The sequence below is a fragment of the Chengkuizengella axinellae genome (assembly GCF_030730905.1).
Taxonomy (GTDB): Bacteria; Bacillota; Bacilli; order Paenibacillales; family KCTC-33759; genus Chengkuizengella; species Chengkuizengella axinellae.
On the sequence record NZ_JAVAMP010000013.1, the window covers coordinates 18,200 to 40,846 of the forward strand.

A 22,647-nucleotide genomic window follows, 5' to 3' on the forward strand; every position below is an offset into this window, starting at 1 on the left:
TTTAAAGGACACCTTCTTAGACTATCTATACCCACTCAAAGGATTTTACCCATGTTTTAAACTTTTTAATAATGACTCTAAACTCCTCTTATCATTGCTGCTACACCAGTACGAGTAAGTTGAATGACACCATATGGTTTTAACAATTCAACCATTGCCTTAACTTTTTCAGAATCTCCAACAACCTGAACCATAATGCTTTTTGGACCAATATCTACAATAGTCGCTCTGAATGTTTCTACAACACCAATAATTTCTGGACGTATAGAAGGTTCCGCATTCACTTTAATTAAAGCTAATTCACGCTCAACCATTGGGTTGGCACTAATGTCGATCACCTTGATCACATCAACAACTTTGTACAACTGCTTAGAAATTTGTTCTAACTTAGAGTTATCGCCTGTTGTTACGATGATCATTCTGGAAAGGCCTTCTTCTTCAGATTTTCCTACCGTTATGCTTTCAATATTGAATCCTCTTCGTCCAAACAAACTGGCTACGCGCTGCAGTACCCCAGGTTGATTGTTCACCAGTATTGAAATGGTATGTTTTTTCGCATCCATATTACGAATCCCCCATTAACATATCATCAATTGTGCTTCCTTGAGTTACCATAGGAAATACATTTTCATGCTTTTCAACTACAAAATCAATTAATACTGGACCTGGTGTATCCAAGGCTTCCTGCCATACTTGGCGGGCTTCCTCTTTATTCGTTGCTCTCAGCCCCTTCACTCCATATGCTTCCGCTAGCTTCACGAAATCTGGACTTCCCGATAAATCAATGTGACTATAACGATGATCATAAATAATCTCCTGCCATTGTCGAACCATTCCTAACACTTGATTATTGATAACAACGATTTTAACTGGAATATTATTTATGGCACAAATCGCTAATTCCTGAGAACACATTTGCATACCGCCATCACCATTTATGGAAACTACTAACCGATCAGGATTCCCCTTTTGAGCTCCGATTGCTGCAGGGAAACCAAAACCCATCGTACCCAATCCACCTGAAGTAATCCAAGAACGAGGATGATTAAATCTGTAGAACTGAGCAGACCACATTTGATGCTGACCAACATCTGTAGTTACGATAGCTTCACCATTAGTTGTTTCATGAATCATTTCAATAACAAATTGTGGTTTTAGGTTGTCGCTGTCCTTGTACTTTAGTGGAAAGTCTCTTTTCATTTGCTGTAATTCCTCGATCCACTCTTCGGATTGTGCTGCTTTAGCTTTCTGATTTGCCATCTCAAGAACCTTTTTTACATCTCCTACACAAGGAATCGCCGTTTCTACTACTTTACCTACTTCAGCAGGGTCTACATCTATATGTGCTATTTTTGCATTTGGCGCAAACCCCTCAACCTTCATCGTTACCCGATCATCAAATCTCGCGCCGATACCAATCAACAAATCACAATTTTGAATCGCTTTGTTTGCCGTATACGTTCCATGCATACCTGGCATCCCCAACCATAAGTCATTAGAGCTAGGAAAGCCTCCGATCCCAAGCAAGGTTGTAATTGTCGGAATTTTCGTTTTGTTTACGAATTCTAACAATTCTTCATGTGCTCCAGCATATACGACTCCGCCACCTGCTAGAATGACTGGCTTCTTTGCTTCTTCTATTGCCTTTACTAATCGGTCCACCTGTAGTTTATTCGGCGTTACAGTAGGGTTATACCCGCGTATATTTATTTTTTTATCATACGTAAACTGTGTTTTATGTGCAGATACATCTTTAGGAATATCAATAAGGACGGGGCCTTTTCTACCTGTTGAAGCGATATGAAATGCCTCATGTACAGTTTTGGATAAATCCTTCACATCTCTAACTAAATAACTATGTTTGGTAATTGGCATTGTAATCCCAGTGATATCCGCTTCCTGAAAAGCATCTGTTCCTATTGCTGTGCTCATTACATTCCCTGTTATCACAACAAGCGGTACCGAATCCATATAGGCTGTTGCAATACCTGTAACAAGATTGGTAGCTCCTGGGCCAGAGGTTGCGATACACACACCAACCTTTCCAGTTGATCTTGCATATCCATCCGCAGCATGTATAGCTCCTTGTTCATGTCTTGTCAACAAATGATTAAAGTCAGGATTGCCATGCATGGCATCATAAATATATAACACCGCTCCTCCTGGATAACCAAAGACGCAGTCAACACCTTCTAAAAGTAGTGAACGAAGCAATATTTCTGATCCACTGATTACGTCAGGCTGCATTAATTTGTTATAAAGTTCTTCATTTGTCTCTTTAAATGTTTGGGTGCTCATCTTACATCCTCCTCTCAAAATAATAAGAAAATCTCCTTACGGTGACCTCTCGAAGATGTCGTCGAACTCTGAGGTAGATTTTCTTGAGGTAGAAAGTATAACCATCTTTATACTTCCCAACCCTTTAAAAAAGTTATTTTTAAATACCAAAAAATCCTTTCATCCCACTGCTCTACTAAAGCAAGAAATGGGACGAAAGGATTTTCTTCCGTGGTACCACCCAACTTTGTTACATACTTCGCAATACGCAACCTCAGAAAGTAACGCTTAAACGCGAATTTAAGAAAAATCTGTTACTTACAGCATAATAACGTATGCCTACCGATTCCCCCTACTAGGTTAAACCTTTCAGGAAAACAGCTCCAAGGCGAGCTCGTATATAAGGGGTTATGGCAAAGGTTTCAGCAATTCCTTCGCTCTCTGTTCATAATTGCCCTTATCACTTTATCCTTTTCATTGCCGATGATCCGTATGTGATTGGGTAATGATTTTTAATTATTATATATATTACATGAGATGAAGTCAACCGCTTTTCATCTTATAGAAAAAATTTAGGCATTAATTTTTTCTTTTGCAACATTTGCAAGGTTTGAGAAACCTTCAGAATCATTTACCGCAAGATCAGCTAACATTTTACGATTAATATCCACACCTGCAAGCTTTAATCCGTGCATTAATTTACTATAGCTTAATCCGTTGATACGAGCTGCTGCATTGATGCGAACAATCCATAATTTACGGAAATCACGCTTACGCTGACGACGGTCACGGTATGCATAAAGCAATGACTTCATGACCTGTTCATTAGCTGTTTTAAATATTCTATGTTTAGAGCCAAAGTAACCTTTAGCAAGTTTTAATATTTTTTTACGACGACGACGGGCTACAAATCCACCTTTTACTCTTGCCATCTTATTCTACCTCCTGTGTATACATTATTTAAGATTTGATAATTGTTGAGCTAAACGTTTAACGTCACCTTGTGCCATGATTGGTTGAGTTTTCATTAATTTCTTCTGTCTTCCTGACTTTTTAGATAACAAGTGGTTTTTACCACGTTTATGTCTTTTGATTTTTCCAGTGCCTGTTACTTTAAAACGACCTTTTAAACTGCTGTGAGTTTTCATTTTAGGCATAATTGAATCCTCCTATGAATTTAAGTATATTTCCTGAATCAGCTGTGGACATCTATTTTTTTGCAATCGGAGCAAGCACCATGATCATGCTTCGACCATCAAGTCTTGGTCTACGTTCTATTTCAGCATACTCTTTAGTATCTTCAATCACACGCTGAAGTACTTTTTTACCGATCTCAGCATGTGTAATCTCACGACCCCGAAAACGAATCGAACACTTCACCTTATCTTCTGCCTTAAGGAATTTTACAACATTACGCAGCTTAGTCTGATAATCATGTTCCTCGATTTTTGAACTGAAACGCACTTCCTTAATATCCACAATTTTTTGGTTCTTGCGCGCTTCTTTCTCTTTCTTTTGAGCTTCATAGCGATATTTACCGTAATCTATGATACGACATACTGGCGGTTTTGCAGTTGGAGCAACAGCGACTAAATCCAAATTCGCATCGTATGCTAAGCGTAATGCTTCTTTAATGGGTTTGATTCCAAGCTGGTCTCCTTGGGCTCCAATTAAACGAACCTCTCTGGCTCTTATAGATTCGTTAATGATATGTTCTTTAATAACGTGTCACCTCCGCTAATAATATAAAACAAAAAAGATGTGAGCAGATATATTCGCCCACATCATTTATTTCATCTCTATAATACAAGAGATAAGATTTATCATTTAACCAGCTAACAGTCTGTTAGTCAGGTGAGAAGCGGGCGCTCCTGCTTTGTTGTATTGTGCTAACTACAAAAAGATACCATATGTTTTAACCAATGTCAAACTTTCTTTCACTTTATTTAAATAATGGATTATTTTAATATTAATTTGATATATATTTTATACTCCGTTTAACTTTATTCTGTATTCTATAACTAATCTAGAACGATGTCATAAATTAAAAGTGGAAAAATACGCAAACTTCCTTTAAAATTACGATACAATACTTTCTTTTCAAACGTTCTGTTAAAAGGTAGGGATGCACGATGTTGTACAGATTGAGAAACATCGAAAATCAAATATTTTTCTTTATAAATGTAAAACTTAAAAATAGAATTTTAGATTTAATCATGACCAATATTACTCATTTAGGCGGGGCATTATTTACAATATGTACAACTTTAGCCTTATCTCTTTTCGCATCGGCACCATGGAAACATGCTGCATTCATGAGTTTAGTTTCATTAAGCTTAAGCCATATTCCAGTGGCGGTTATTAAAAAAACCTACAAGAGACTCAGACCTTATTTAGTTCTCAAACAAGCTAACACTTATAAAAATCCATTACAGGATCATTCATTTCCATCTGGTCATACTACCGCCATTTTTTCCATCATTATCCCTTTTGTTGTCACCATACCTGTATTGGGCATGATCTTATTGCCAATAGGTCTTACAGTAGCGTTGTCTAGAATTTATTTAGGTCTGCACTATCCATCAGATGTATTCGCTGGTCTAATTATTGGCACATTAACAGCTTTTTCTGTAACTAACTTATTAGCATAACAATGTAGCTAATTTTGCCCAGTACATTCATATTTTAACTAAATAAACTGCGACCACTTTTTGGTTCATCCTCTGACAATCATTGTTCTGAATTGTTTACGCTAATCAGGAAAAAATAAATTTTATATGTTTCTTAAATAAAACAATGATTAAAAGTGGGTGAGCCATATTTTACATCGAAAAAATATACTCATTTTATCTGAAGGATTTGGTACAGGCCATACGCAAGCCGCTTATGCCATTTCAGAAGGTTTAAAAAATCAATCTACTCAAATTCATACGAAGGTGATTGAGTTAGGATCCTCTCTACATCCATATTTAGCACCACATTTTTTTAATGTGTATCGAAAAACTTTAAATGTTCAGCCAAAAATTTATGCTAAACTTTATTATTCAAAATATAAAAATTCACCAGGACCCATCACTCAAATGATTCTCCATCGTGTTTTTTACGCTAAAACAACCCAGCTCATCCATCAGTTCAATCCAGATATCATTCTATGCACGCATCCTTTTCCAAATGCAGTCATTGCCAGATTGAAAAGGTTAGGGCTTTCCATTCCTCTATATACTATTGTGACCGATTATGATATTCATGGAGCTTGGATGACGACAGAAACCGATAAATATCTTATACCAACAGAGGAAATAAAGCAAAAATTAATGAATAAAAATATACCAGAAAAGAAAATTATAGTTTCTGGCATTCCTGTTCATCCTAAATTTTGGAAAAAAAGTGAAAAGAAACTGATACGTGAAAAGTTCCAGCTTAAAAATAAACCTACTTTACTCGTTATGGGGGGCGGTTGGGGGATGCTAAATTACAGTCAGCTTTTAGAATATTTATTATCGTGGAAAGAAAAAATCCAAATTATCATTTGCATGGGAAACAATGATAAAGCTCGAAAAAAAATGGATACAGACCCATTATTCCAGCATGAGAATATCCATGTTCTTGGATTCACAAAGAATGTTGATGAATTAATGGATGCTTCAGATTTGTTAATCACAAAGCCAGGTGGAGTTACCTGTACTGAAGGATTAGTAAAAGGTTTACCTATGTTATTTTACAATCCTATTCCAGGTCATGAGGAGAATAATTGTCAATTTTTCTTAAATCACCAATTGGCAAAAAAACTCACTTCAATCGATGAGTTGAAATTTTGGTTAGATCAGCTAGTGAAACATGAGAAAGTTCAATTTACTTCTAAGCCATTATCTAGATATAAATACTCAGTAGATATCATTGATTGTCTGGTTTAATCTCTAAGTCTTTATTTGAAAAAGCAAGCCGATTTATTCTGCTTGCTTTTTTGTAATTTAAAATTAAGACAATGAAACTAGTCCATTCGTACAATCCATTCTGAGATTGCTACATAAACTATTAATATATGAAACTTTTTTATGGTCTCATATATTAATAATTAATGAATGGAGGTATAAGTTAAATTGTCACATAAAAAAAAGAATAGAAAAACATGCTGTAAAAAAATCCAAACTTGTGACTGCTGTATAATATCCTTAAAAAAACAAATAGAAGAAAATTTTGATGAATTTGACCCAATAGGTCTCACATTTGTTGGAACAGATGTACTTTTAGTTGCTGTAGGAACATTTATTGCAGTAAGAGACGAAGTATTAGTGGCTAGAAATATCTTTAATATCCCTGGTACGGAGTCAACAAGTTATATTCCTTTGTGCGATCTTCTTAGCGTGGATAAACTAGATAATGTTCCAGCCGAAGGAAATGTATTTACTATTCAGCCAAATTAATTCATCCATGATGAATTACATTATATTTAAAACCCCCTAATAGATTTTTGAAATATCCATTAAGGGGGGTTTACACTACAAAATCACTTCACAGCGGTGTATTCTTACACCCTGCTCTACAAACTTTTCTTCGTACTCTGTAAATACATGATTCTCTGGCGTTTCTTCTCTATGCAAATCCAATGAGATATTTTTCATCTTTAGATCCATATCCGCAAAAGAGTTTAAAGAAAATTCAAAAAGAGAAACGGAATCTGTTTTTAAATGAATTTCTCCCTCGACTTTGAGTACTTGTCTGTATTTTTTCAAGAAATTGGAATGAGTCAATCTGCGTGATGCATGTCTTTTTTTAGGCCATGGATCGCTGAAATTCAAATAAATTTGATCAATCTCATTCTCGTCAAAAACCTCTTCAATTTTCTCAATATTCATTAATAATAATCTAAGATTATCTATGTCGGATACCCCATGCTCTTCTCTTAATGCATAGGACTTCTCGCTCGCTTTTCTAACTAATTCATCATATAAATCAATACCTATAAAATTAATTTCAGGATACTTCAAACTCATTTCCGAAATGAACTTCCCTTTTCCCATTCCTAACTCTACATGAATTGGGTTGTCATTTCCAAAAACTTTTCTCCATTTCCCTTTGTGAATCTGTGGTTCAAGCACAACCACATCTTTAGCATTAGCTAAAAATTCCAATGTATCTGATCGGCGTCTCAATCTGCCCATGATTACCCCCGCTTATCCTTTATGTTCTCGTAATTCAACCATTGATATCTTATCATCTGTTGTACTTTTGTTTCAAGGACAAATCAGTTGTATATCCTTTCCTGTATGGTGTCTTATGAATACGAATTAGATAACTTGCGAGTAAGGTACTCAATCTTTTCCATTATTTTTGAATCATCATTCATTGTTGTTAGCTTATCTGCTTTGAACACTTGTATTTTTTTTGCTTGATAATAATCCTTCAATACTTGTTTAATTGTGAGTCCTTCTGCTAAGAGAAAAGCTGGATCAAGCAATTTTCTTAACATAACTTCATCCTGCACAATGAATATACTGGGGTTTAACTCATTAAACACGCCTTCCTTCAATCCAACCTCATAAAATTGCCTAATGTTCTCTTTTCTTTTTCGACGTGCTGAAATAATTCCGTCATATAAATCAGGAAATCCGACTTTAAGTTCTTCTAAAAACAATTCTGAAATATAGATGAATGTGAGTACTTCCTGCTCAAATACTTTTTGAAAACGATCTATATAAGTAAGCTCATTATTTAAAATGGCTTGATCAACCTCTTCGAAATAAACAATATAGGTCTGAGTAATCTCCTGTATGATTTCTTCTTTAGATGAAAAATAGTTATAAAGGGAGGCTTTGCTGATTTGCATATATTTAGCCATGTCCTGTATCTTCAAGGAATTAAACCCTTTTATTCGGATTACATTCATCAACTTCCCGACATAGGTTTTTTTCATTTCTTCTCTTAATTCTGGTTCAATCTTCCGCATCTCATTCCCTCCTCATTCAAATATTATATCATATTTAGTTCTTATCATATACATTTTAGACAAAAAATATATTTTTAGTTTACAATGTTCAAGATTGATGTTATAGTTATTTCAGGAAACAAATTAGACTAATTAAACTTAAAAAGTCTAAAATAGTATAAATGGAGTGATTATAATGACAAAAAAAGTAGCCATTATTACAGGGGCAAGCAGTGGAATTGGTCAATCAACAGCACTTGAGTTATCTAAACAGGGATTCCGAGTGATGTTGGCTGCTAGAAGAGAAGACAGATTAAAACAGCTGCAATCTGAAGTCATTGAAAATGGAGGCGAAGCTGCTTACTATGTTACGGATGTAACCTCTTATGCAGAAATGGAAGCTCTAGCAAAAGCTACAGTTGAACAATTTGGTCAAATTGATATCTTGATCAACAATGCTGGCGTTATGCCATTATCATTTTTAAGCAGTAGAAAAGTGGATGAATGGGATCTTATGGTCGATGTAAATATTAAAGGAGTTCTGTATGGAATTGGCGCTGTTCTCCCGTACATGGAGGAGCAAAAGTCTGGACATATTATTAACATCTCATCTGTAGCTGGTCATAAAGTCATGCCTTCAAGCTCTGTTTACAGTGGTACTAAATTTGCAGTTAGAGCAATCACAGAAGGATTACGTCAAGAGGTAAAAGCAGGTCAAAATATTCGTACAACCATTATTTGTCCTGGCGCAGTAGCAACAGAATTAACGCATACCATCACTGACGAAAATATTATTAAAGATCTTCAAGAGAGATACAAAGATGCGCAAACTTTACAAGGTGAAGATATTGCAAAAGCAATCGTTTATGCTATTTCTCAACCTGATCATGTGGATGTGAACGAAATCATCGTTCGCCCAACATCTCAAGTACTATAATAAAGAGAATCTTGCTTTCAGTGGGAGTTTTTATATCACCCGCTGAAAGTAGATGACCTTATCAGGTGAAAATAGGCTGTAAGACTCCCCCTTGAAGAAGAGGGAGTCTTACAGCCTGAGAACGTGATAAAATTAAATAATTTAAAAAAAATCAAGCACACACATAAAGCATGTGAGTTTAAGAAGGAATTCACATGCTTGCTTATTATAATATCAACAGAAGCGAAGAAAACTTCGATATGCCAATAAACATCTGAAAGGATTGAGTGATTTTCTTCTATTGCCAATAATATAAATAAGTATCTTCTTTCATTGGAGCGAGTCAAATATGGAAAATATTCATCAAATTTTAAATGCCATTCAGAACACATCAAATAGTCATGTATTGGCCACTATTATTCATGTTGAAGGTACAGCTTATCTAAAAGAAGGAACCACGATGCTTTTTCAAGATGACGGCACACAAATAGGGATGTTAAGTGCAGGTTGTCTCGAGAGCGACCTTTCGATCAGAGTCAAAGATGTTTTTATTGATGGCAATCCTCGCACAATGCTATATGATATGAGTGATGAAACGGATATCTCTTGGGGACAAGGAACAGGGTGCAATGGGAATTTATATATTACCATAGAGCTTGTGGATCAAAAACTTAAGGCAAATCTACTTACATTAAAGAAATGTCTAGAGGAAGGTGTTCCTGTCCAACACATTAAAACACTGACTAAGGATTTAGAGCTAATTTCTAACTTTTTTTACTCCTCTTATATAAATAGATTTAGAGATTGGCATGTTGATTTGCCAGCTGCTATTATGCAGGTTAAAAAAAGAAATCAAAGCGGTGTTTATAAAAGTAATCATTTCCCACTCCCCATTTACACGCATCTTTTTTTACCCAAACCCCGATTAGTGATTTTTGGAGCAGGACCCGATGTAAAACCACTTGTTGATTTTGCTGCACAAACAGGATATTCCGTAACCGTATGTGACTCGAATGTTGAAATATGCAACAAGTACCACTTTCCTAATGGAAGTCAATTCCTCACAGAAACTCCCAAAAAAGCAATAGAACAATTAAACCTCACTTCACATGATTTTATTATTATCATGACCCACCATTTTCAAAAAGATCAAGAAATCTTGTCTTCCCTTATTCATAAAAACCTTCGATATTTGGGGATTCTTGGACCCCGTTATCGTACTGGAAAATTATTAGGTCATGCTAATATCCCATCACATCTCCACTCCCCTATTGGGCTCTCAATAGGAGCAAATGGACCCCATGAAATTGCCATTAGTATTCTTGCTGAGTTAATTCAATGTTTGAATCATCCCTCTCCAAATCCTGAGGTAAGCAGATGAAGAACAAGCAGGTTATAGGAATTTATCTTGCCGCAGGAAAAAGCAGCCGGATGGGATGCAACAAATTAAAATTACCATTAGACAACTATAACGAAACTCTTGGTAGTATAGCTTTTAAAGTCGCTTTGCACTCTTCACTGGACCACCTTATCGTTGTAACAAATGAAGAAGATTCACTTGGATGGAGTTCACCTACTTTTCTTTCAGCTCCATATCGAAGCAAATGGACTCATCTTCGTTGTAAATCTTCAGCTGAAGGTCAATCAGGTTCAATCAAATGCGGTCTGCATAAGGCATTGGAATTAAAACCAGAAGCTATTATGATCATGCTAGCTGATCAACCTTTCATCACTGTAGAAATGATCAATAGCATCATCGATGAGTACATGAATCAAAAGTCAGCTTATTTTATTGCTTCTTCTTATCAAAATACAATAAGACCACCTATCCTATGTTCACATAAAATGTTTAGGCTACTTATGCACTTAGAAGGTGATAAAGGTGCACGGTACATATTAAGAAAAAAAGAATGGAGAGAAAAAGGAATTGTCCTTCATTTTGAAAACCCAATTCCCTTTTTAGATGTGGATACAATAGAGGATTATTTATACGCTAACAATATAAAAGGAACTTTAGAATAGACTTTTGTAACTTTCTGTAGTCAAATCATATGGCTGCACCTTGTTTTGAAAAGCAGCATGCACTTGATCTGTTAAGTGATAGTCATTCAATATCTCAGTATCCTTTAAGATATTCCCTGTCAATATGCACAATGCAGTCTCATCTTTATGTAGCACTCTTTCTGAAATCAGTTTATGTATACCTGCAATGGTCGCAGCTGATGCTGGTTCACATCCTACACCACTCTTATCAACAATCGCCTTTGCATCAAGAATCTCTTCATCTGTTACTGAAATGGAGACCCCGTTTGTATCAATAAGAGATTGCAGTGCTTTTTTCCAGCTAGGAGGGTTACCAATATTTAATGCAGAAGCAAGGGTGTAAGGTGACGATTCTGGCTCTATCTCATTTTCATGACCGATGAACATTTTATGAAAAGGACTTGCACCTTCCGCTTGTATTATAGCTATTCGAGGTAATTTATTTATAAATCCAAGTGTAAATAAATCATAAAGTCCTTTCCCTAAAGCTGATGCATTGCTTAATGCTCCTCCAGGGACAATAATCCATTCAGGCAATTCCCAATTCAAATATTGTGCTGCTTCATATACGATGCTTTTTTGACCTTCAATTCTAAAAGGGTTAATTGAATTACAAACATATAGACCAAGATGTTCACTATTTTTCTCTAAAAATTGAATACCATCATCATAAGTTCCTTCAAAAGAATAAACTTTTGCACCATAAGCTAACGTTTGTAAAACTTTATTCATTGAGATATGTTGATTTGGAACAAATACATACGATTCAACATTAGACATCGCAGCATACATCGCTAATGAAGAAGAGGTATTCCCAGTAGAACTGCACGCATATTTCTTATATCCTAATGATCTACCGTGTGAAACTGCAACAGTCATCCCGTTATCCTTAAATGAACCACTAGGATTTTCACTTTGAGCTTTTAACCAAACCTTCCTAAGTCCAGTGTACTGATTGACCAATTCTGAAGTATACAAACCTGTATTACCTTCATTTTTAGAAACAATGAAATGATCAGGTAATTCAGGATAAATAAGTTCTTTATATCTCCAAACTCCACTTGTATAACAGGTCATCCGCTCTGAAAGTCGTTGATGAAATAAATTCTTCAATGCATCAACATCAACATTTTTAAAATCTTGCATAATATCAAACAAACCTCCGCATGAACATCGATATTGAGATCGGTCGAAAAAGAATTGCTTCTCACAATCAATACAACGTATCTTCATTTTTTCGGGATATGAACTTAATCCCTCTCACCTCTCTATATATAAATGTTATTGCATAAGAACCGCTACAATATTACAATAACAACTAAAATCAGATAAATATAATATATCTTTCTTTACTATTAATAACTTTTACTTATGAATAGAGGTGAGGAAATGAACCTTCATGGATTAAGGTTGTTTTATATGGTTTCAGAACATAAGAGTGTTACTCTCGCTGCACAGGAGCTCAATATCAGTCAACCCGCTGTAACATCACAAATTAAAAAACTAGAACAGGAAATTGGGTTCACTTTAATTGCTCCAAAAGGGCGTGGGATCTTACTGACTGAAGAGGGAAAACAGATTGCAAAACAAGCTAAAAGACTGTATTCACTTGAATCGGAAATTGAAACACAGGTTAAACAAATGAAAGAAGGTTTAGTTGGGAAATTACACATCGCAGCCACCTATCTTCCTGCAAACTTTTTACTCCCAAAATGGATCGCAGAGTATAAACGTAAATTTCCTCATATTCAAATTGAATTAACCACAACTAATTCACACCATGCATTAATACACTTAATCAATTATGAAACAGAAGTGGCCTTTATAGGAGGACAAGAAGAACTTCACCCACTTGTCAACAGAACCGTACTGTTTGAAGATGAAATGTGGTTTGTAGTGCATAAAGATCATAAACTCGCTTCTAAATCCGTTTCTTTGGGAGAAATTATTCATGAACCGTTTGTTTTTAGAGAAAAAGGAAGCTGGGCAAGAGAAAAACTTCTTTCAATATGCAATGTGTACAATGTTGGTCAACCTACTATTGGATTGCAAATGAATGGTATAAATGAAACGATCAGAGCTGTACTTGAAGGTTTTGGCATTACATTTGTTTCATCTCTTGAGGTTGCAGAACATATTCAACGAGGAGATCTAGCAAAGGTTCATGTAGAGGGAATCCTCTTGAAAAACCCCATTTCAATTTGTACTAGAAAAAATGATACGCTTAGTGTGAGTACACAAAAATTCATAAATGTGACGAAATCTTTACTAACTTGATCTTATATTATTTCATTTAATTGCATTCCGATAAAGTATTAAACCATTATCTCCCCTAATACATTAATAATAAAGAGAATCTAACTCTCAGACTAGTACCGGATGCACTGACCCTGCTATTACCACATGGACATGGTAGTTTTAGCAAGGGTGTAAACGTTAAAGTTAGATGACCTTATCAGGTGAACCTTTTAAAGGGGGAAAATGGATGGAGACGATTGGAAAGAGTATCATTCGTAAAGAAGCTTTGGATAAAGTTACTGGCACAGCCAAGTATACCTCTGATCATCTCTCCTTGCCTATGCTTCATGCAAAAATGGTAATCAGCCCCTACGCGCATGCAAATATAACGCACATTGATCTATCTGAAGCATGGAAAATACCTGGTGTGCGGGCTATACTGGCAGGAGAAAAATTCCCTCTCACTGGAGAAGAAATTCGCGATCGTCCTCCCATTGCCTATGATAAAGTCCGTTATTGTGGAGAAGTTGTTGCTGTTATTGTGGCTGACAGTCCAGCTATTGCTAAAAGAGCCTCAAGCTTAATCAAAGTCAACTACGAACCTCTTCCTGTTGTGAATTCTCCTAATCAAGCATATGAGAACAATGCTCCTGTAGTTCATGAAAATATAGATTCATATGAACGTATTAAAAACGTATATCCAGAAGTAAATACAAACATAGCAAATCGCACAAAGATCCGTAAAGGTGATATGGAGTTAGGTTGGCAGCGGACTGAAATTGTTGTTGAGGCTGATTTCTCCTTTTCCCCGTCCGATCATGCTGCGATGGAAACAAGGTGTGTGATTGCAGAAATTCGTGAGGATGAAACCGTTGTAATCACCTCCTCATCCCAATCTCCTTTTATGATAAAAAAATTATTGCATGTTTATTTCCATATTGATATAGGAAAGATCGTTGTAAATGTACCGTTAGTAGGCGGTGCTTATGGGGGAAAAGCTTCTGTTCAATTAGAACTTATAGCTTATTTAGCTTCAAAAGCCGTCCATGGCAGAAAAGTCAAAATTTTAAACTCAAGAGAAGAAGATTTAATTACTTCTCCTGTACATATAGGATTAGATGCAACCATAAAACTCGGATGCTCAAGGGATGGAGTACTCCAAGCTGCTGAAATATTATATTTATTTGATGGCGGAGCATATTCTGATAAAGCAGTTGACATCAGTCGTGCAGGCGCTGTGGATTGTACAGGACCTTATCGTATCAACAATATTCAATGCGACGCTCTATGTATGTATACAAACCATCCTTATGCTGCACCTTTTAGAGGATTTGGACATTCAGAGGTGATGTTTGTATTCGAAAGAACGATGGATATGTTGGCAAAAAAATTGAAAATGGATCCAATTGAACTTAGGTTGATCAATGCAATTAAACCTGGAGATACAACACCTACACAACTAGCCGTGAATAAAAGCAACGTAGGAAATGTATCTGAGTGCATTTTAAAATTAAAAAAAATCATGAATTGGGATGAAGGTAGTATCAAGCAGGTCAGCAATACAAAAGTTCGATCTAAAGGAATCTGCTGCACATGGAAAAACTCAACAATAGATCCTGATGCGAGTTCTGGTGTTACTCTTACTTTTAATCCAGACGGTAGCATCAACATCATTTCTGGGGTTGTAGAAATCGGAACAGGGACCAAATCCGTTCTCGCTCAAATGTTGGCGGAAAAATTGAAAATGGACGTTCGTCAAATTTATGTTCAGATGGAAGTGAATACTAAGTCCACTCCTGATCATTGGAAAACGGTATCAAGCCGAGGTAGTTTTATGGCTGGAAGGGCTCTTCTTAATGCTGCGGATGATATTATTAGGCAATTAAAAGATCTGACCGCATGTATATTAAGATGCTCCAAAGTAGATTTAGAGGTTGGATTAGGGAAAGTTTATTTAAAAGATACCCCTGATATATTTTTAAATATAAAGGACATTTGTTATGGATATATGTATCCTAATGGAAATGCCATTGGCGGTCAAATCATTGGGAGAGGAACATATATTCAAAGACGTGTAACTTATTTAGATCCAGAAACAGGAGCTGGAAATCCTGGTCCAGAATGGACTGTTGCGGCACAAGGCATAGAGTTGGAATTCGATCTATTAGATTACACCTATAACGTCATTCGAGCAGCAACTGTTGTAGATGTTGGAAAAGTATTAAATGAAAAAACAGCTTTAGGTCAAATCATCGGCGGAATGAGCATGGGGATTAGTTTTGCGGGAAGAGAAACATTCCAATTTGATCAAGCTGGAAGAATCCTTAATCCCCAACTAAGAACCTATCGACCACTTCGATATGGTGAACATCCAAAGTATGAAGTAGAGTTTGTTGAAACTCCTGTCATTGATGGACCCTACGGTGCCCGTAGTGCAGGAGAACACGGTTTAATAGGTATGCCCGCCGCTTTGGCAAATAGTTTATCTGCAGCTGCAGAAGTAGATTTGAATCAACTGCCCCTTATTCCAGAATTAATTTGGAAAACGAAAGAAGGTGCTGTAGATGATTCCCTTTAATTTTGAATATTATAAACCCTCTTCTATACATGAGGCAGTCCAATTATTCCAAAGGTTGGACACTGAGGAAAAACAGCCAATTTATTATTCAGGAGGCACAGAAATCATCTCCCTTGCACGCATCAATATACTGTATACAAAAGCCATTATTGATATCAAATCCATTCCAGAATGTAATGTTCTACATCTCGAAAAGGATCAATTGGTCTTGGGAGCTTGTCTTCCCTTAACTGAAATTGAAGAATCCAACTTTTATCCGCTTTTAACTAAAACCATTCAAGAAATTGCAGATCGTACTGCTCGAAACAAAATCACAATTGGTGGAAACATTTGCGGTCAAATCTTTTATCGCGAGGCAATATTACCTTTTTTAATTTCAAACAGTCAAGTTGTTATAGCAGGGATTCATGGAATAAAAACAATGCCTATACAACAAGTTTTTCACCAACATCTTCATTTAAAAAAAGGAGAGTTCCTAGTTCAAATGATCACAGAAAAAGCGGACCTTCACTTGCCATTCATCAGTATAAAAAAAAGGCAACAATGGGATACAGGTTATCCTCTAATTACCGTTACAGCTGCTAAAAAGCCATCTTCTTCCTTCATTGAAAATTCCTCAAACCAATCATTAACCAACTATGAACGTATCCAAATTGCATTTAGTGGTTTAAACCCGTTTCCTTATCGCTCTGAAGAAATTGAAAGAGATTTAAACCAACAGCATCTGTCTCTTGAACAAAAAGTTGATCTAGCTACATCACATCTACCAGAACCCATCCTAGACGATTTTGAAGGGTCAGCACAATATAGAAAGTTTGTAATGAAAAACACATTGCAACATGTATTAAGTACACTGGAGGTTCAATAATATGAGTCTATCCGAAGGCATGAAACATCAGTTTTATTTGAATGTAAATCAAGAGGAGCGATCTGTAGTTATTAGTCCCTCGGATATCCTCTTATCCGTTCTAAGAGAACAACTCGGATTAACGGGATCCAAACCTGGTTGTTATAACGGGGATTGTGGTGCTTGCACCATTGATATTAATGGTACACCCATAAAATCTTGTTTGATGTTGGCTATTGAAGCCATTGATAAGAATATTACTACCATCGAAGGTTTAAAAGATACACCTATTCAAAAAAGCTTTGTTGAGCATTTTGCTTTTCAATGCGGTTATTGCACACCAGGCTTTATCATGAATTGTAATGCTCTAATTCAAAAACACCCTAATGCAAGCGATGAGGTCATTGAAGAATGGCTTGAATCCAATATTTGCAGATGTACTGGCTATAAAGAAATTGAAGAAGCAGTGAAGTCAGTTTTACATTCGAATAAGTGAAAAAAACATTGTGTTATAACAAAATCCCCTATCAGCCACTATTCGGAGATGTATGTTATAAAAAAAAGCCCCCTCGGGAGCTTTCCATTAATTAATGTATATTCATTTTTTTATTTTCTTCAATTGTATGCATTAACTTTTTCTTAGCCTCTATCAACAATTCTGGTTGTTGATTAAAACGAATGCCTGTCAATGCTATAGCTTCCTTCATCGTTAATTCAATCTTAATTTTCTCGTTCCCATTAGGGACTTTAACTTCATTCATTTGGATCACCTCACAAAGATTTTCTTTCAGCAAATTCATACTGAAAGCAAAACAAATAAAAGCGTTTACATCCATGATGCGAATCAGCTAAATCAATTGGTATTAAAGGATCCTTACACTTTTTAATTTAACACACTATGTAAGGTTTTACAAGTGTAAATTTGAATTATTTTTAAGTTTTTTTTCACTCTTTTTCTATCCTTTTTTGACTCTACCTTTTGTATTTTGCAAAAGCCATTTTTTCAGCTACAATAGACTTTATACCTACATGAATGACCATATATGCTTAATTCAAGAAAGATAAGCTTGGGTCATCTTCTAGATACGATTATTTCATCAAAGTTTTTATATAGAAAACATAATATACTTTATTGTTAGCAGAATCATAAGTTGTCAGCGCATGAATGAATTTGATTATTCACTCAGACCTTTACTGCAAGGGTGTGGGGCTTAAGTTTATGCGTTGGCGCATATTACAATTATTGCTAATCGAAGTAGGTTTCATACCCGCAGATCGAATGATAAGATATCATTAATCGTAATATTCATATATATTTAAATATTGGTCATACGAAACAAAGGAGATTATCATGGAATCAATCGAACAAAACACGCCTCTCCTCTGGGGAGAGAAACGTTTTCATACATGGAATGTTGAAATGCGAAATACTTTTAACGAAAAAGTTTTTAAGGTCATGTTGGATGCTGGTTTTACTTGTCCTAATAGAGATGGAAAGATTGCAACCGGGGGCTGTACTTTTTGCAGTGCTAGAGGATCGGGGGATTTTGCTGGAAGCCGTAGAGATGATTTAGTCACTCAATTTGATACAATACGAGACAAACAACATCAAAAATGGCCTAATGCTAAATACATTGGTTATTTTCAAGCCTACACGAACACCTACGCCCCTGTAGAAGAGCTTCGAGAGTACTATGAAGTCATTTTAAAGCAACCAGGTGTTGTTGGTTTATCCATTGCAACCCGACCTGATTGTCTGCCGGATGATGTTATTGAATACTTAGCCGAATTGAATGAGCGAACTTATCTTTGGGTCGAGATGGGATTGCAAACTGTACATGAAAGCACATCAACTCTCATTAATCGTGCACATGATACCCAGTGTTATTTGGAAGCAGTTGAAAAATTAAGAAAACACAATATTCGTGTTTGTGCTCATATTATTTATGGCCTTCCTGAGGAAACACATGAGATGATGTTGGGGACTGGTAAAGCTGTTGCAGAGATGGATGTCCAAGGGATTAAAATTCATCTGCTCCATTTAATGAAAAAAACACCAATGGTAAAACAATGGGAAGCTGGTTTGCTTCGTTTTCTTGAGAAAGATGAATATATCAAACTAATCGTTGATACTTTAGAAATTCTTCCTCCTGAGATGATTGTTCATCGACTTACAGGTGATGCGCCTAGAGATTTATTAATTGGACCAAAGTGGAGCTTAAAAAAATGGGAAGTACTCAATGCCATTGATGCAGAATTAAAGAATCGGAATACTTGGCAAGGGAAATATTGGACCGATTAAGGGGCTTAGTAATATTTTTAAAATGGATTGCAACTTCGGGAAAATGGGGGAATCATCGTGGGCTTTTTATCAATATTAGGTCAGACACATAAATTAATACAGGATCGAGTTAAACCTGGAGATATTGTTATTGACGCTACAGTTGGAAATGGGAATGATACATTATTTCTTAGAAAATTAGTCGGTGACAACGGAATTGTTTGTGGGTTTGATGTTCAGAGTACTGCAATCGAAAACACGTTAAAACGATTATCTGAAGCAAATTTATCTTTAGAGCATGTTCACTTAATTAATAATAGTCACGATAAAATGCTAGAGGTATTGCCCCCTTCTATGCATGAAAAAGTATCTGCTATCACGTTTAATTTGGGTTACTTGCCTGGTGGCGACCACAGTATCATCACACAGCAAGATTCAACTATTCGGGCTCTACAGCACTCACTATTATTTTTAGAAAAGGATGGAATCATCACCATAGTTGTATATTCTGGACATCCAGGCGGTGAAGAAGAGGCTGATGCAGTACTGACGTGGGTTCAAAATTTACCTCAGCAGTATTATCAAGTGTTGAGCTATCAATTTTTGAATCAGAAAAATAATCCACCTTATTTAATTGCTATTTTGAAAAGATGATGTGATCGTTTATTTATTAAGATTAAAATACAAACACAATTCAACCTTCTAAAAAAACAATACCTCCACCATCTCAAAGGTGGAGGTTAAATCCAAACCTTTTCCCTATTTTATTCCAGAGTTGCAGTTGTACTTCAATATTAAAATTAATGTATAACTAAATAAACCCTGCCATTTATTTAATAAAATAATGGCAGGGTTTATTTAAAATCATTTTTTTATTTATTGTCCTTTGGTAATGTAGAACTGCCTCCTCTGTAATGTGTTGAATCAATGACTAAGAAATAGTGACATTCTTCATTACTTAAATTAATAAATCGATGTTCGGTATCAGCTGCAAAATAAAACGAATCTCCCTCAACAAGTTCCACGCTAAAACTGCCTCCCCCTAATTCAACATCTAATCTACCTTTAGAAATATATATATTTTCTTTTACACCAACTTTATGAGCAGGGAAAACTCCTGACTCACTGAATGGAGGAATAATATTCAATATAAATTCAATTCCTTGTGAACTTAAAGACGGAGATAATAAATGCCTTTGAAATCCTGATTTCTCGTCAACATAAATAGGACGTTGAGCTTTCTTCAAAAGAATTATATCCTTATCCTCTTGCTCATCTAGTAAGTAGGATAATGTTGTATTCAAAGCCTCAGCAATTTGACAAGCAACTTGTATTGTTGGATTTTTTTCCTCACGTTCAATTTGAGACAACATTGATGAACTAACATTACTCAAGATCGAAAGTTCTTTTAAAGTCATGTCACGGCTTTTTCTAAGCGTTTTCACTTTTTTTCCAAATACCATACTCAACCTCCCTTTTAATAATTTTTTAAAAAATAGTGGAAAAAAAATCAACTATAGTTTAGAATATTTCACTATAGTGAATTTAAATCGCTATAGTGAAATTTATATTTATACTACAGTTTAAAAAAAGAGGTGTTTTTTTTTGTTAGAAATTATTTTGTCCTTATTCCCAATCATCATCATTCTATTTATGATTTTTGTTTTAAAAAAATCATCCATTTATACAGGAATCGTCTCTTGTATAATCACAGCGATCATCGCCATTTCACCCAAATTTAATACTAGCATAATATTACTTCCTGAACCAATCATAAAAAGTTCCCTCACTACATCCATTATAGTCTATATTTTATTTTTCGGTATTCTGCTGTTTCACATCATGGAGAAAGCTGGAGCCATAAAAGGTATCGCATCATCCATTGCTTCTTCAACAGATGATCGTATTTATCAAGTCCTCATATTAGCATTAGGTTTATCTCCTTTAGTAGAAGCAGTAAGTGGATTTGGTTTAGCAGTAGTAGTCATTGCACCTATATTATTAGCATTAGGATTTAATGCTGTACAATCAACTCTTATTTCTTTAATAAGTCTAGTTATTATTCCATGGGGTACTTTAGCGATGGGGACCATCATTGGAGCGACATTAGGTGGAGTCTCTTTAGAAGCAATGGGTGTAGGTACCTCAATCATGATGATACCATTATTTGTATACTTTTCTATATTAGTATCTTATATTGCTGTAGGTAAAAAAGAATTAATAAAAAGAATTGCTGAAGTAGTAACTATAGGATTATTACTAGGTATTTCTGTTTGGATAAGTAATAATTTTGCAAGTGTTGAACTTGCTGGTTTATTTGGTTCATTAACCGTAATGTTAGCTGTTTATTCTTTCGTTCAAATTAGAAAAATTAGAAATAGAAATCAATATAAAGCAATAACAACAAAGAATATTGAAGAAAAAAACGGAAAACTTATTTTTATTAAACATATAACTCCATATTTATTTTTAATCATATCTTTATTCGCTTCCAGAATCATATCACCAGTTAATGAGTATTTAAATCGTTATTTAAATATATCAATTTCAAAATACAATTTTGAACTTCCTTTACTCTATTCACCTGGCTTTTTTCTAATACTTAGTTGTTTATTTGCAATTTTCTTATTTAGATTAAACAAAAAGGAAATTGTGGATAGTGTAAATCTAACCATAAAAAAATGTCTCCCGGTCATTATAACTACATTTTTGTTCGTTAGTGTATCTGAAATCATGACAGAAGCCACAATGTTTCAAGTACTTTCTAATTTAGCAGCAGAATCATTTGGATACTTTTTTGTTTACATATCACCATTTATAGGAGCGATTGGGGGTTTCCTTACAGGAAGTAACACCGCTTCGAACTCAATGTTTATTAGGTTACAAACTCAAACTGCTGTACAAATTGGTCTATCACCTGTTTTATTGGCTACTACTCAAAATACAAGTTCATCTCTTATGACAATGGTTAATCCATCTAGGGTAGCATTAGGAACATCGGTCTGTAAAATAGGAGATAAAGAGAATGAGATTCAAAAGAAAATGGGATTAGTAGGTTTTGGAACATTAATTATTATTATCATAGAGCTAATCATCTACACAATCATAAATCAAATGTAAGATATGCTGAAAGCAACTGAAAAACATGAATAGTAAACGAGGTGTATTTCAATTGAGCAATTTTTGTTTAACTTTCCCTTTAAAACCAGAACTATATCAAAAGGATATTCTAAACAACGTTTTGAAATTGGAAGAAAAATTTACAATTCATTAATAAATATAACTCAAGAACGTTATAAAAAAATGATTAAAACAAAAAAATATCAAGAATCTCTACTTAAAATCAAAGATTTAAATGTCAATTTGGCAAAAAAATCTTAATGATTTGCGAAATGAATATAATCTTAATGAATACTCATTTCATGCAGACGTTAAACCACTACAAAAAAATTCAAGGATAATATAGATTCCTTTACAGCTCAAAAAATAGCAACAGCACTATGGAGATCCTACGAACACCTAATTTTCTTCAAAGGTGAAA

At 35.1% G+C, this 22,647-nt stretch carries 23 protein-coding genes and 2 other annotated features; of the genes, 13 read left to right on the forward strand and 10 right to left on the reverse strand.

The window, feature by feature from the left end:
* Window positions 1-77: 77 nt before the first annotated feature.
* The 5 genes from ilvN to infC form a co-directional block, all read right to left on the reverse strand.
* A complete protein-coding gene (gene ilvN, locus Q5Y73_RS19215; RefSeq protein WP_305993542.1) occupies window positions 78-563 on the reverse strand; it encodes an acetolactate synthase small subunit in 486 nt (161 codons plus the stop codon).
* A 1-nt stretch (window position 564) separates the two neighbouring features.
* Window positions 565-2,298 (reverse strand): biosynthetic-type acetolactate synthase large subunit, encoded by a 1,734-nt coding sequence (gene ilvB / locus Q5Y73_RS19220; protein WP_305993543.1) that lies wholly within the window; start codon window positions 2,296-2,298, stop codon window positions 565-567.
* 185 nt (window positions 2,299-2,483) lie between these two features.
* Window positions 2,484-2,764 (reverse strand) — a binding site (T-box leader).
* A gap of 85 nt (window positions 2,765-2,849) precedes the next feature.
* Window positions 2,850-3,209 carry a 50S ribosomal protein L20 gene (rplT, locus tag Q5Y73_RS19225; protein WP_305993544.1) on the reverse strand — a complete coding sequence of 120 codons (360 nt, stop codon included), beginning with the start codon at window positions 3,207-3,209 and terminating at the stop codon, window positions 2,850-2,852.
* Window positions 3,210-3,233: 24 nt separating this feature from the next.
* Entirely contained in the window at window positions 3,234-3,434 is a 201-nt protein-coding gene (gene rpmI / locus Q5Y73_RS19230) for a 50S ribosomal protein L35 (protein ID WP_305993545.1), read from the reverse strand.
* 52 nt (window positions 3,435-3,486) lie between these two features.
* Window positions 3,487-3,987 carry a translation initiation factor IF-3 gene (gene infC, locus Q5Y73_RS19235; RefSeq protein WP_305993669.1) on the reverse strand — a complete coding sequence of 167 codons (501 nt, stop codon included), beginning with the start codon at window positions 3,985-3,987 and terminating at the stop codon, window positions 3,487-3,489.
* 37 nt (window positions 3,988-4,024) lie between these two features.
* Window positions 4,025-4,160 (reverse strand) — a sequence feature (ribosomal protein L20 leader region).
* 249 nt (window positions 4,161-4,409) lie between these two features.
* Between infC and Q5Y73_RS19240 the strand changes: the two genes are divergently transcribed.
* The 3 genes from Q5Y73_RS19240 (at window position 4,410) to Q5Y73_RS19250 (ending at window position 6,701) form a co-directional block, all read left to right on the forward strand.
* Window positions 4,410-4,928, forward strand: a complete 519-nt coding sequence (locus tag Q5Y73_RS19240; protein WP_305993546.1) for a phosphatase PAP2 family protein — start codon at window positions 4,410-4,412, stop codon at window positions 4,926-4,928.
* Between the two features lie 159 nt (window positions 4,929-5,087).
* The gene (locus Q5Y73_RS19245) at window positions 5,088-6,191 is read left to right on the forward strand and encodes an MGDG synthase family glycosyltransferase (RefSeq protein WP_305993547.1); all 1,104 of its coding nucleotides are present in this window, start codon (window positions 5,088-5,090) and stop codon (window positions 6,189-6,191) included.
* 186 nt (window positions 6,192-6,377) lie between these two features.
* Window positions 6,378-6,701 (forward strand): hypothetical protein, encoded by a 324-nt coding sequence (locus Q5Y73_RS19250; protein WP_305993548.1) that lies wholly within the window; start codon window positions 6,378-6,380, stop codon window positions 6,699-6,701.
* Window positions 6,702-6,776: 75 nt separating this feature from the next.
* On the opposite strand, the gene trmB is transcribed toward Q5Y73_RS19250, so the two are convergent.
* Both trmB and Q5Y73_RS19260 read right to left on the reverse strand, forming a co-directional pair.
* A complete protein-coding gene (trmB, locus tag Q5Y73_RS19255; RefSeq protein WP_305993549.1) occupies window positions 6,777-7,439 on the reverse strand; it encodes a tRNA (guanosine(46)-N7)-methyltransferase TrmB in 663 nt (220 codons plus the stop codon).
* A 113-nt stretch (window positions 7,440-7,552) separates the two neighbouring features.
* The gene (locus Q5Y73_RS19260) at window positions 7,553-8,224 is read right to left on the reverse strand and encodes a TetR/AcrR family transcriptional regulator (RefSeq protein WP_305993550.1); all 672 of its coding nucleotides are present in this window, start codon (window positions 8,222-8,224) and stop codon (window positions 7,553-7,555) included.
* A 175-nt stretch (window positions 8,225-8,399) separates the two neighbouring features.
* On the opposite strand from Q5Y73_RS19260, the gene Q5Y73_RS19265 reads away from it, so the two are divergent.
* The 3 genes from Q5Y73_RS19265 (at window position 8,400) to Q5Y73_RS19275 (ending at window position 11,141) form a co-directional block, all read left to right on the forward strand.
* On the forward strand, window positions 8,400-9,140 hold the full coding sequence (locus Q5Y73_RS19265; RefSeq protein WP_305993551.1) for an SDR family oxidoreductase: 741 nt from the start codon (window positions 8,400-8,402) through the stop codon (window positions 9,138-9,140).
* A 328-nt stretch (window positions 9,141-9,468) separates the two neighbouring features.
* Window positions 9,469-10,500, forward strand: a complete 1,032-nt coding sequence (locus Q5Y73_RS19270) for an XdhC family protein (protein ID WP_305993552.1) — start codon at window positions 9,469-9,471, stop codon at window positions 10,498-10,500.
* Entirely contained in the window at window positions 10,497-11,141 is a 645-nt protein-coding gene (locus tag Q5Y73_RS19275) for an NTP transferase domain-containing protein (RefSeq protein WP_305993553.1), read from the forward strand. The genes Q5Y73_RS19270 and Q5Y73_RS19275 overlap by 4 nt, the downstream gene beginning before the upstream one ends.
* On the opposite strand, the gene thrC is transcribed toward Q5Y73_RS19275, so the two are convergent.
* On the reverse strand, window positions 11,133-12,395 hold the full coding sequence (gene thrC, locus Q5Y73_RS19280) for a threonine synthase (RefSeq protein WP_305993554.1): 1,263 nt from the start codon (window positions 12,393-12,395) through the stop codon (window positions 11,133-11,135). The two genes, Q5Y73_RS19275 and thrC, sit on opposite strands and share 9 nt — an antisense overlap.
* A 156-nt stretch (window positions 12,396-12,551) precedes the next feature.
* Between thrC and Q5Y73_RS19285 the strand changes: the two genes are divergently transcribed.
* From Q5Y73_RS19285 to Q5Y73_RS19300, 4 genes are all read left to right on the forward strand, one after another.
* Window positions 12,552-13,439, forward strand: a complete 888-nt coding sequence (locus Q5Y73_RS19285; RefSeq protein WP_305993555.1) for a LysR family transcriptional regulator — start codon at window positions 12,552-12,554, stop codon at window positions 13,437-13,439.
* A gap of 208 nt (window positions 13,440-13,647) precedes the next feature.
* Window positions 13,648-15,978 carry a xanthine dehydrogenase family protein molybdopterin-binding subunit gene (locus Q5Y73_RS19290; RefSeq protein WP_305993556.1) on the forward strand — a complete coding sequence of 777 codons (2,331 nt, stop codon included), beginning with the start codon at window positions 13,648-13,650 and terminating at the stop codon, window positions 15,976-15,978.
* Window positions 15,965-16,846, forward strand: a complete 882-nt coding sequence (locus Q5Y73_RS19295; RefSeq protein WP_305993557.1) for an FAD binding domain-containing protein — start codon at window positions 15,965-15,967, stop codon at window positions 16,844-16,846. The genes Q5Y73_RS19290 and Q5Y73_RS19295 overlap by 14 nt, the downstream gene beginning before the upstream one ends.
* Before the next feature lies 1 nt (window position 16,847).
* The gene (locus tag Q5Y73_RS19300) at window positions 16,848-17,321 is read left to right on the forward strand and encodes a (2Fe-2S)-binding protein (protein ID WP_305993558.1); all 474 of its coding nucleotides are present in this window, start codon (window positions 16,848-16,850) and stop codon (window positions 17,319-17,321) included.
* 91 nt (window positions 17,322-17,412) lie between these two features.
* Here the strand turns inward: Q5Y73_RS19300 and Q5Y73_RS19305 are convergent, their stop codons facing one another.
* The gene (locus tag Q5Y73_RS19305) at window positions 17,413-17,586 is read right to left on the reverse strand and encodes a hypothetical protein (RefSeq protein ID WP_305993559.1); all 174 of its coding nucleotides are present in this window, start codon (window positions 17,584-17,586) and stop codon (window positions 17,413-17,415) included.
* A 590-nt stretch (window positions 17,587-18,176) separates the two neighbouring features.
* Between Q5Y73_RS19305 and mnmL the strand changes: the two genes are divergently transcribed.
* On the forward strand, window positions 18,177-19,127 hold the full coding sequence (mnmL, locus tag Q5Y73_RS19310) for a tRNA modification radical SAM protein MnmL/YtqA (protein WP_305993560.1): 951 nt from the start codon (window positions 18,177-18,179) through the stop codon (window positions 19,125-19,127).
* A 57-nt stretch (window positions 19,128-19,184) separates the two neighbouring features.
* Window positions 19,185-19,760 carry a tRNA 5-(aminomethyl)-2-thiouridylate-methyltransferase MnmM gene (gene mnmM, locus Q5Y73_RS19315; RefSeq protein ID WP_305993561.1) on the forward strand — a complete coding sequence of 192 codons (576 nt, stop codon included), beginning with the start codon at window positions 19,185-19,187 and terminating at the stop codon, window positions 19,758-19,760.
* A gap of 218 nt (window positions 19,761-19,978) precedes the next feature.
* Here mnmM and Q5Y73_RS19320 read toward each other — a convergent pair whose 3' ends face one another.
* On the reverse strand, window positions 19,979-20,569 hold the full coding sequence (locus tag Q5Y73_RS19320) for a helix-turn-helix domain-containing protein (RefSeq protein ID WP_305993562.1): 591 nt from the start codon (window positions 20,567-20,569) through the stop codon (window positions 19,979-19,981).
* Window positions 20,570-20,711: 142 nt separating this feature from the next.
* Here Q5Y73_RS19320 and Q5Y73_RS19325 point away from each other — a divergent pair, with 142 nt between their 5' ends.
* Window positions 20,712-22,226 (forward strand): L-lactate permease, encoded by a 1,515-nt coding sequence (locus tag Q5Y73_RS19325; RefSeq protein WP_305993563.1) that lies wholly within the window; start codon window positions 20,712-20,714, stop codon window positions 22,224-22,226.
* Window positions 22,227-22,647 lie beyond the last annotated feature (421 nt).

Excerpts from the sequence above, each read along its gene's own strand:
- ilvB (WP_305993543.1), bottom strand. The coding sequence starts at position 2,298 with ATGAGCACCCAAACATTTAAAGAGACAAATGAAGAACTTTATAACAAA.
- Q5Y73_RS19240 (WP_305993546.1), top strand. The coding sequence starts at position 4,410 with ATGTTGTACAGATTGAGAAACATCGAAAATCAAATATTTTTCTTTATA.
- trmB (WP_305993549.1), bottom strand. The coding sequence starts at position 7,439 with ATGGGCAGATTGAGACGCCGATCAGATACATTGGAATTTTTAGCTAAT.
- rplT (WP_305993544.1), bottom strand. The coding sequence starts at position 3,209 with ATGGCAAGAGTAAAAGGTGGATTTGTAGCCCGTCGTCGTCGTAAAAAA.
- Q5Y73_RS19270 (WP_305993552.1), top strand. The coding sequence starts at position 9,469 with ATGGAAAATATTCATCAAATTTTAAATGCCATTCAGAACACATCAAAT.
- Q5Y73_RS19305 (WP_305993559.1), bottom strand. The coding sequence starts at position 17,586 with ATGAATGAAGTTAAAGTCCCTAATGGGAACGAGAAAATTAAGATTGAA.
- Q5Y73_RS19260 (WP_305993550.1), bottom strand. The coding sequence starts at position 8,224 with ATGCGGAAGATTGAACCAGAATTAAGAGAAGAAATGAAAAAAACCTAT.
- Q5Y73_RS19290 (WP_305993556.1), top strand. The coding sequence starts at position 13,648 with ATGGAGACGATTGGAAAGAGTATCATTCGTAAAGAAGCTTTGGATAAA.
- Q5Y73_RS19320 (WP_305993562.1), bottom strand. The coding sequence starts at position 20,569 with ATGGTATTTGGAAAAAAAGTGAAAACGCTTAGAAAAAGCCGTGACATG.
- mnmL (WP_305993560.1), top strand. The coding sequence starts at position 18,177 with ATGGAATCAATCGAACAAAACACGCCTCTCCTCTGGGGAGAGAAACGT.
- Q5Y73_RS19275 (WP_305993553.1), top strand. The coding sequence starts at position 10,497 with ATGAAGAACAAGCAGGTTATAGGAATTTATCTTGCCGCAGGAAAAAGC.
- Q5Y73_RS19285 (WP_305993555.1), top strand. The coding sequence starts at position 12,552 with ATGAACCTTCATGGATTAAGGTTGTTTTATATGGTTTCAGAACATAAG.
- thrC (WP_305993554.1), bottom strand. The coding sequence starts at position 12,395 with ATGAAGATACGTTGTATTGATTGTGAGAAGCAATTCTTTTTCGACCGA.
- Q5Y73_RS19265 (WP_305993551.1), top strand. The coding sequence starts at position 8,400 with ATGACAAAAAAAGTAGCCATTATTACAGGGGCAAGCAGTGGAATTGGT.
- ilvN (WP_305993542.1), bottom strand. The coding sequence starts at position 563 with ATGGATGCGAAAAAACATACCATTTCAATACTGGTGAACAATCAACCT.
- rpmI (WP_305993545.1), bottom strand. The coding sequence starts at position 3,434 with ATGCCTAAAATGAAAACTCACAGCAGTTTAAAAGGTCGTTTTAAAGTA.
- Q5Y73_RS19295 (WP_305993557.1), top strand. The coding sequence starts at position 15,965 with ATGATTCCCTTTAATTTTGAATATTATAAACCCTCTTCTATACATGAG.
- Q5Y73_RS19300 (WP_305993558.1), top strand. The coding sequence starts at position 16,848 with ATGAGTCTATCCGAAGGCATGAAACATCAGTTTTATTTGAATGTAAAT.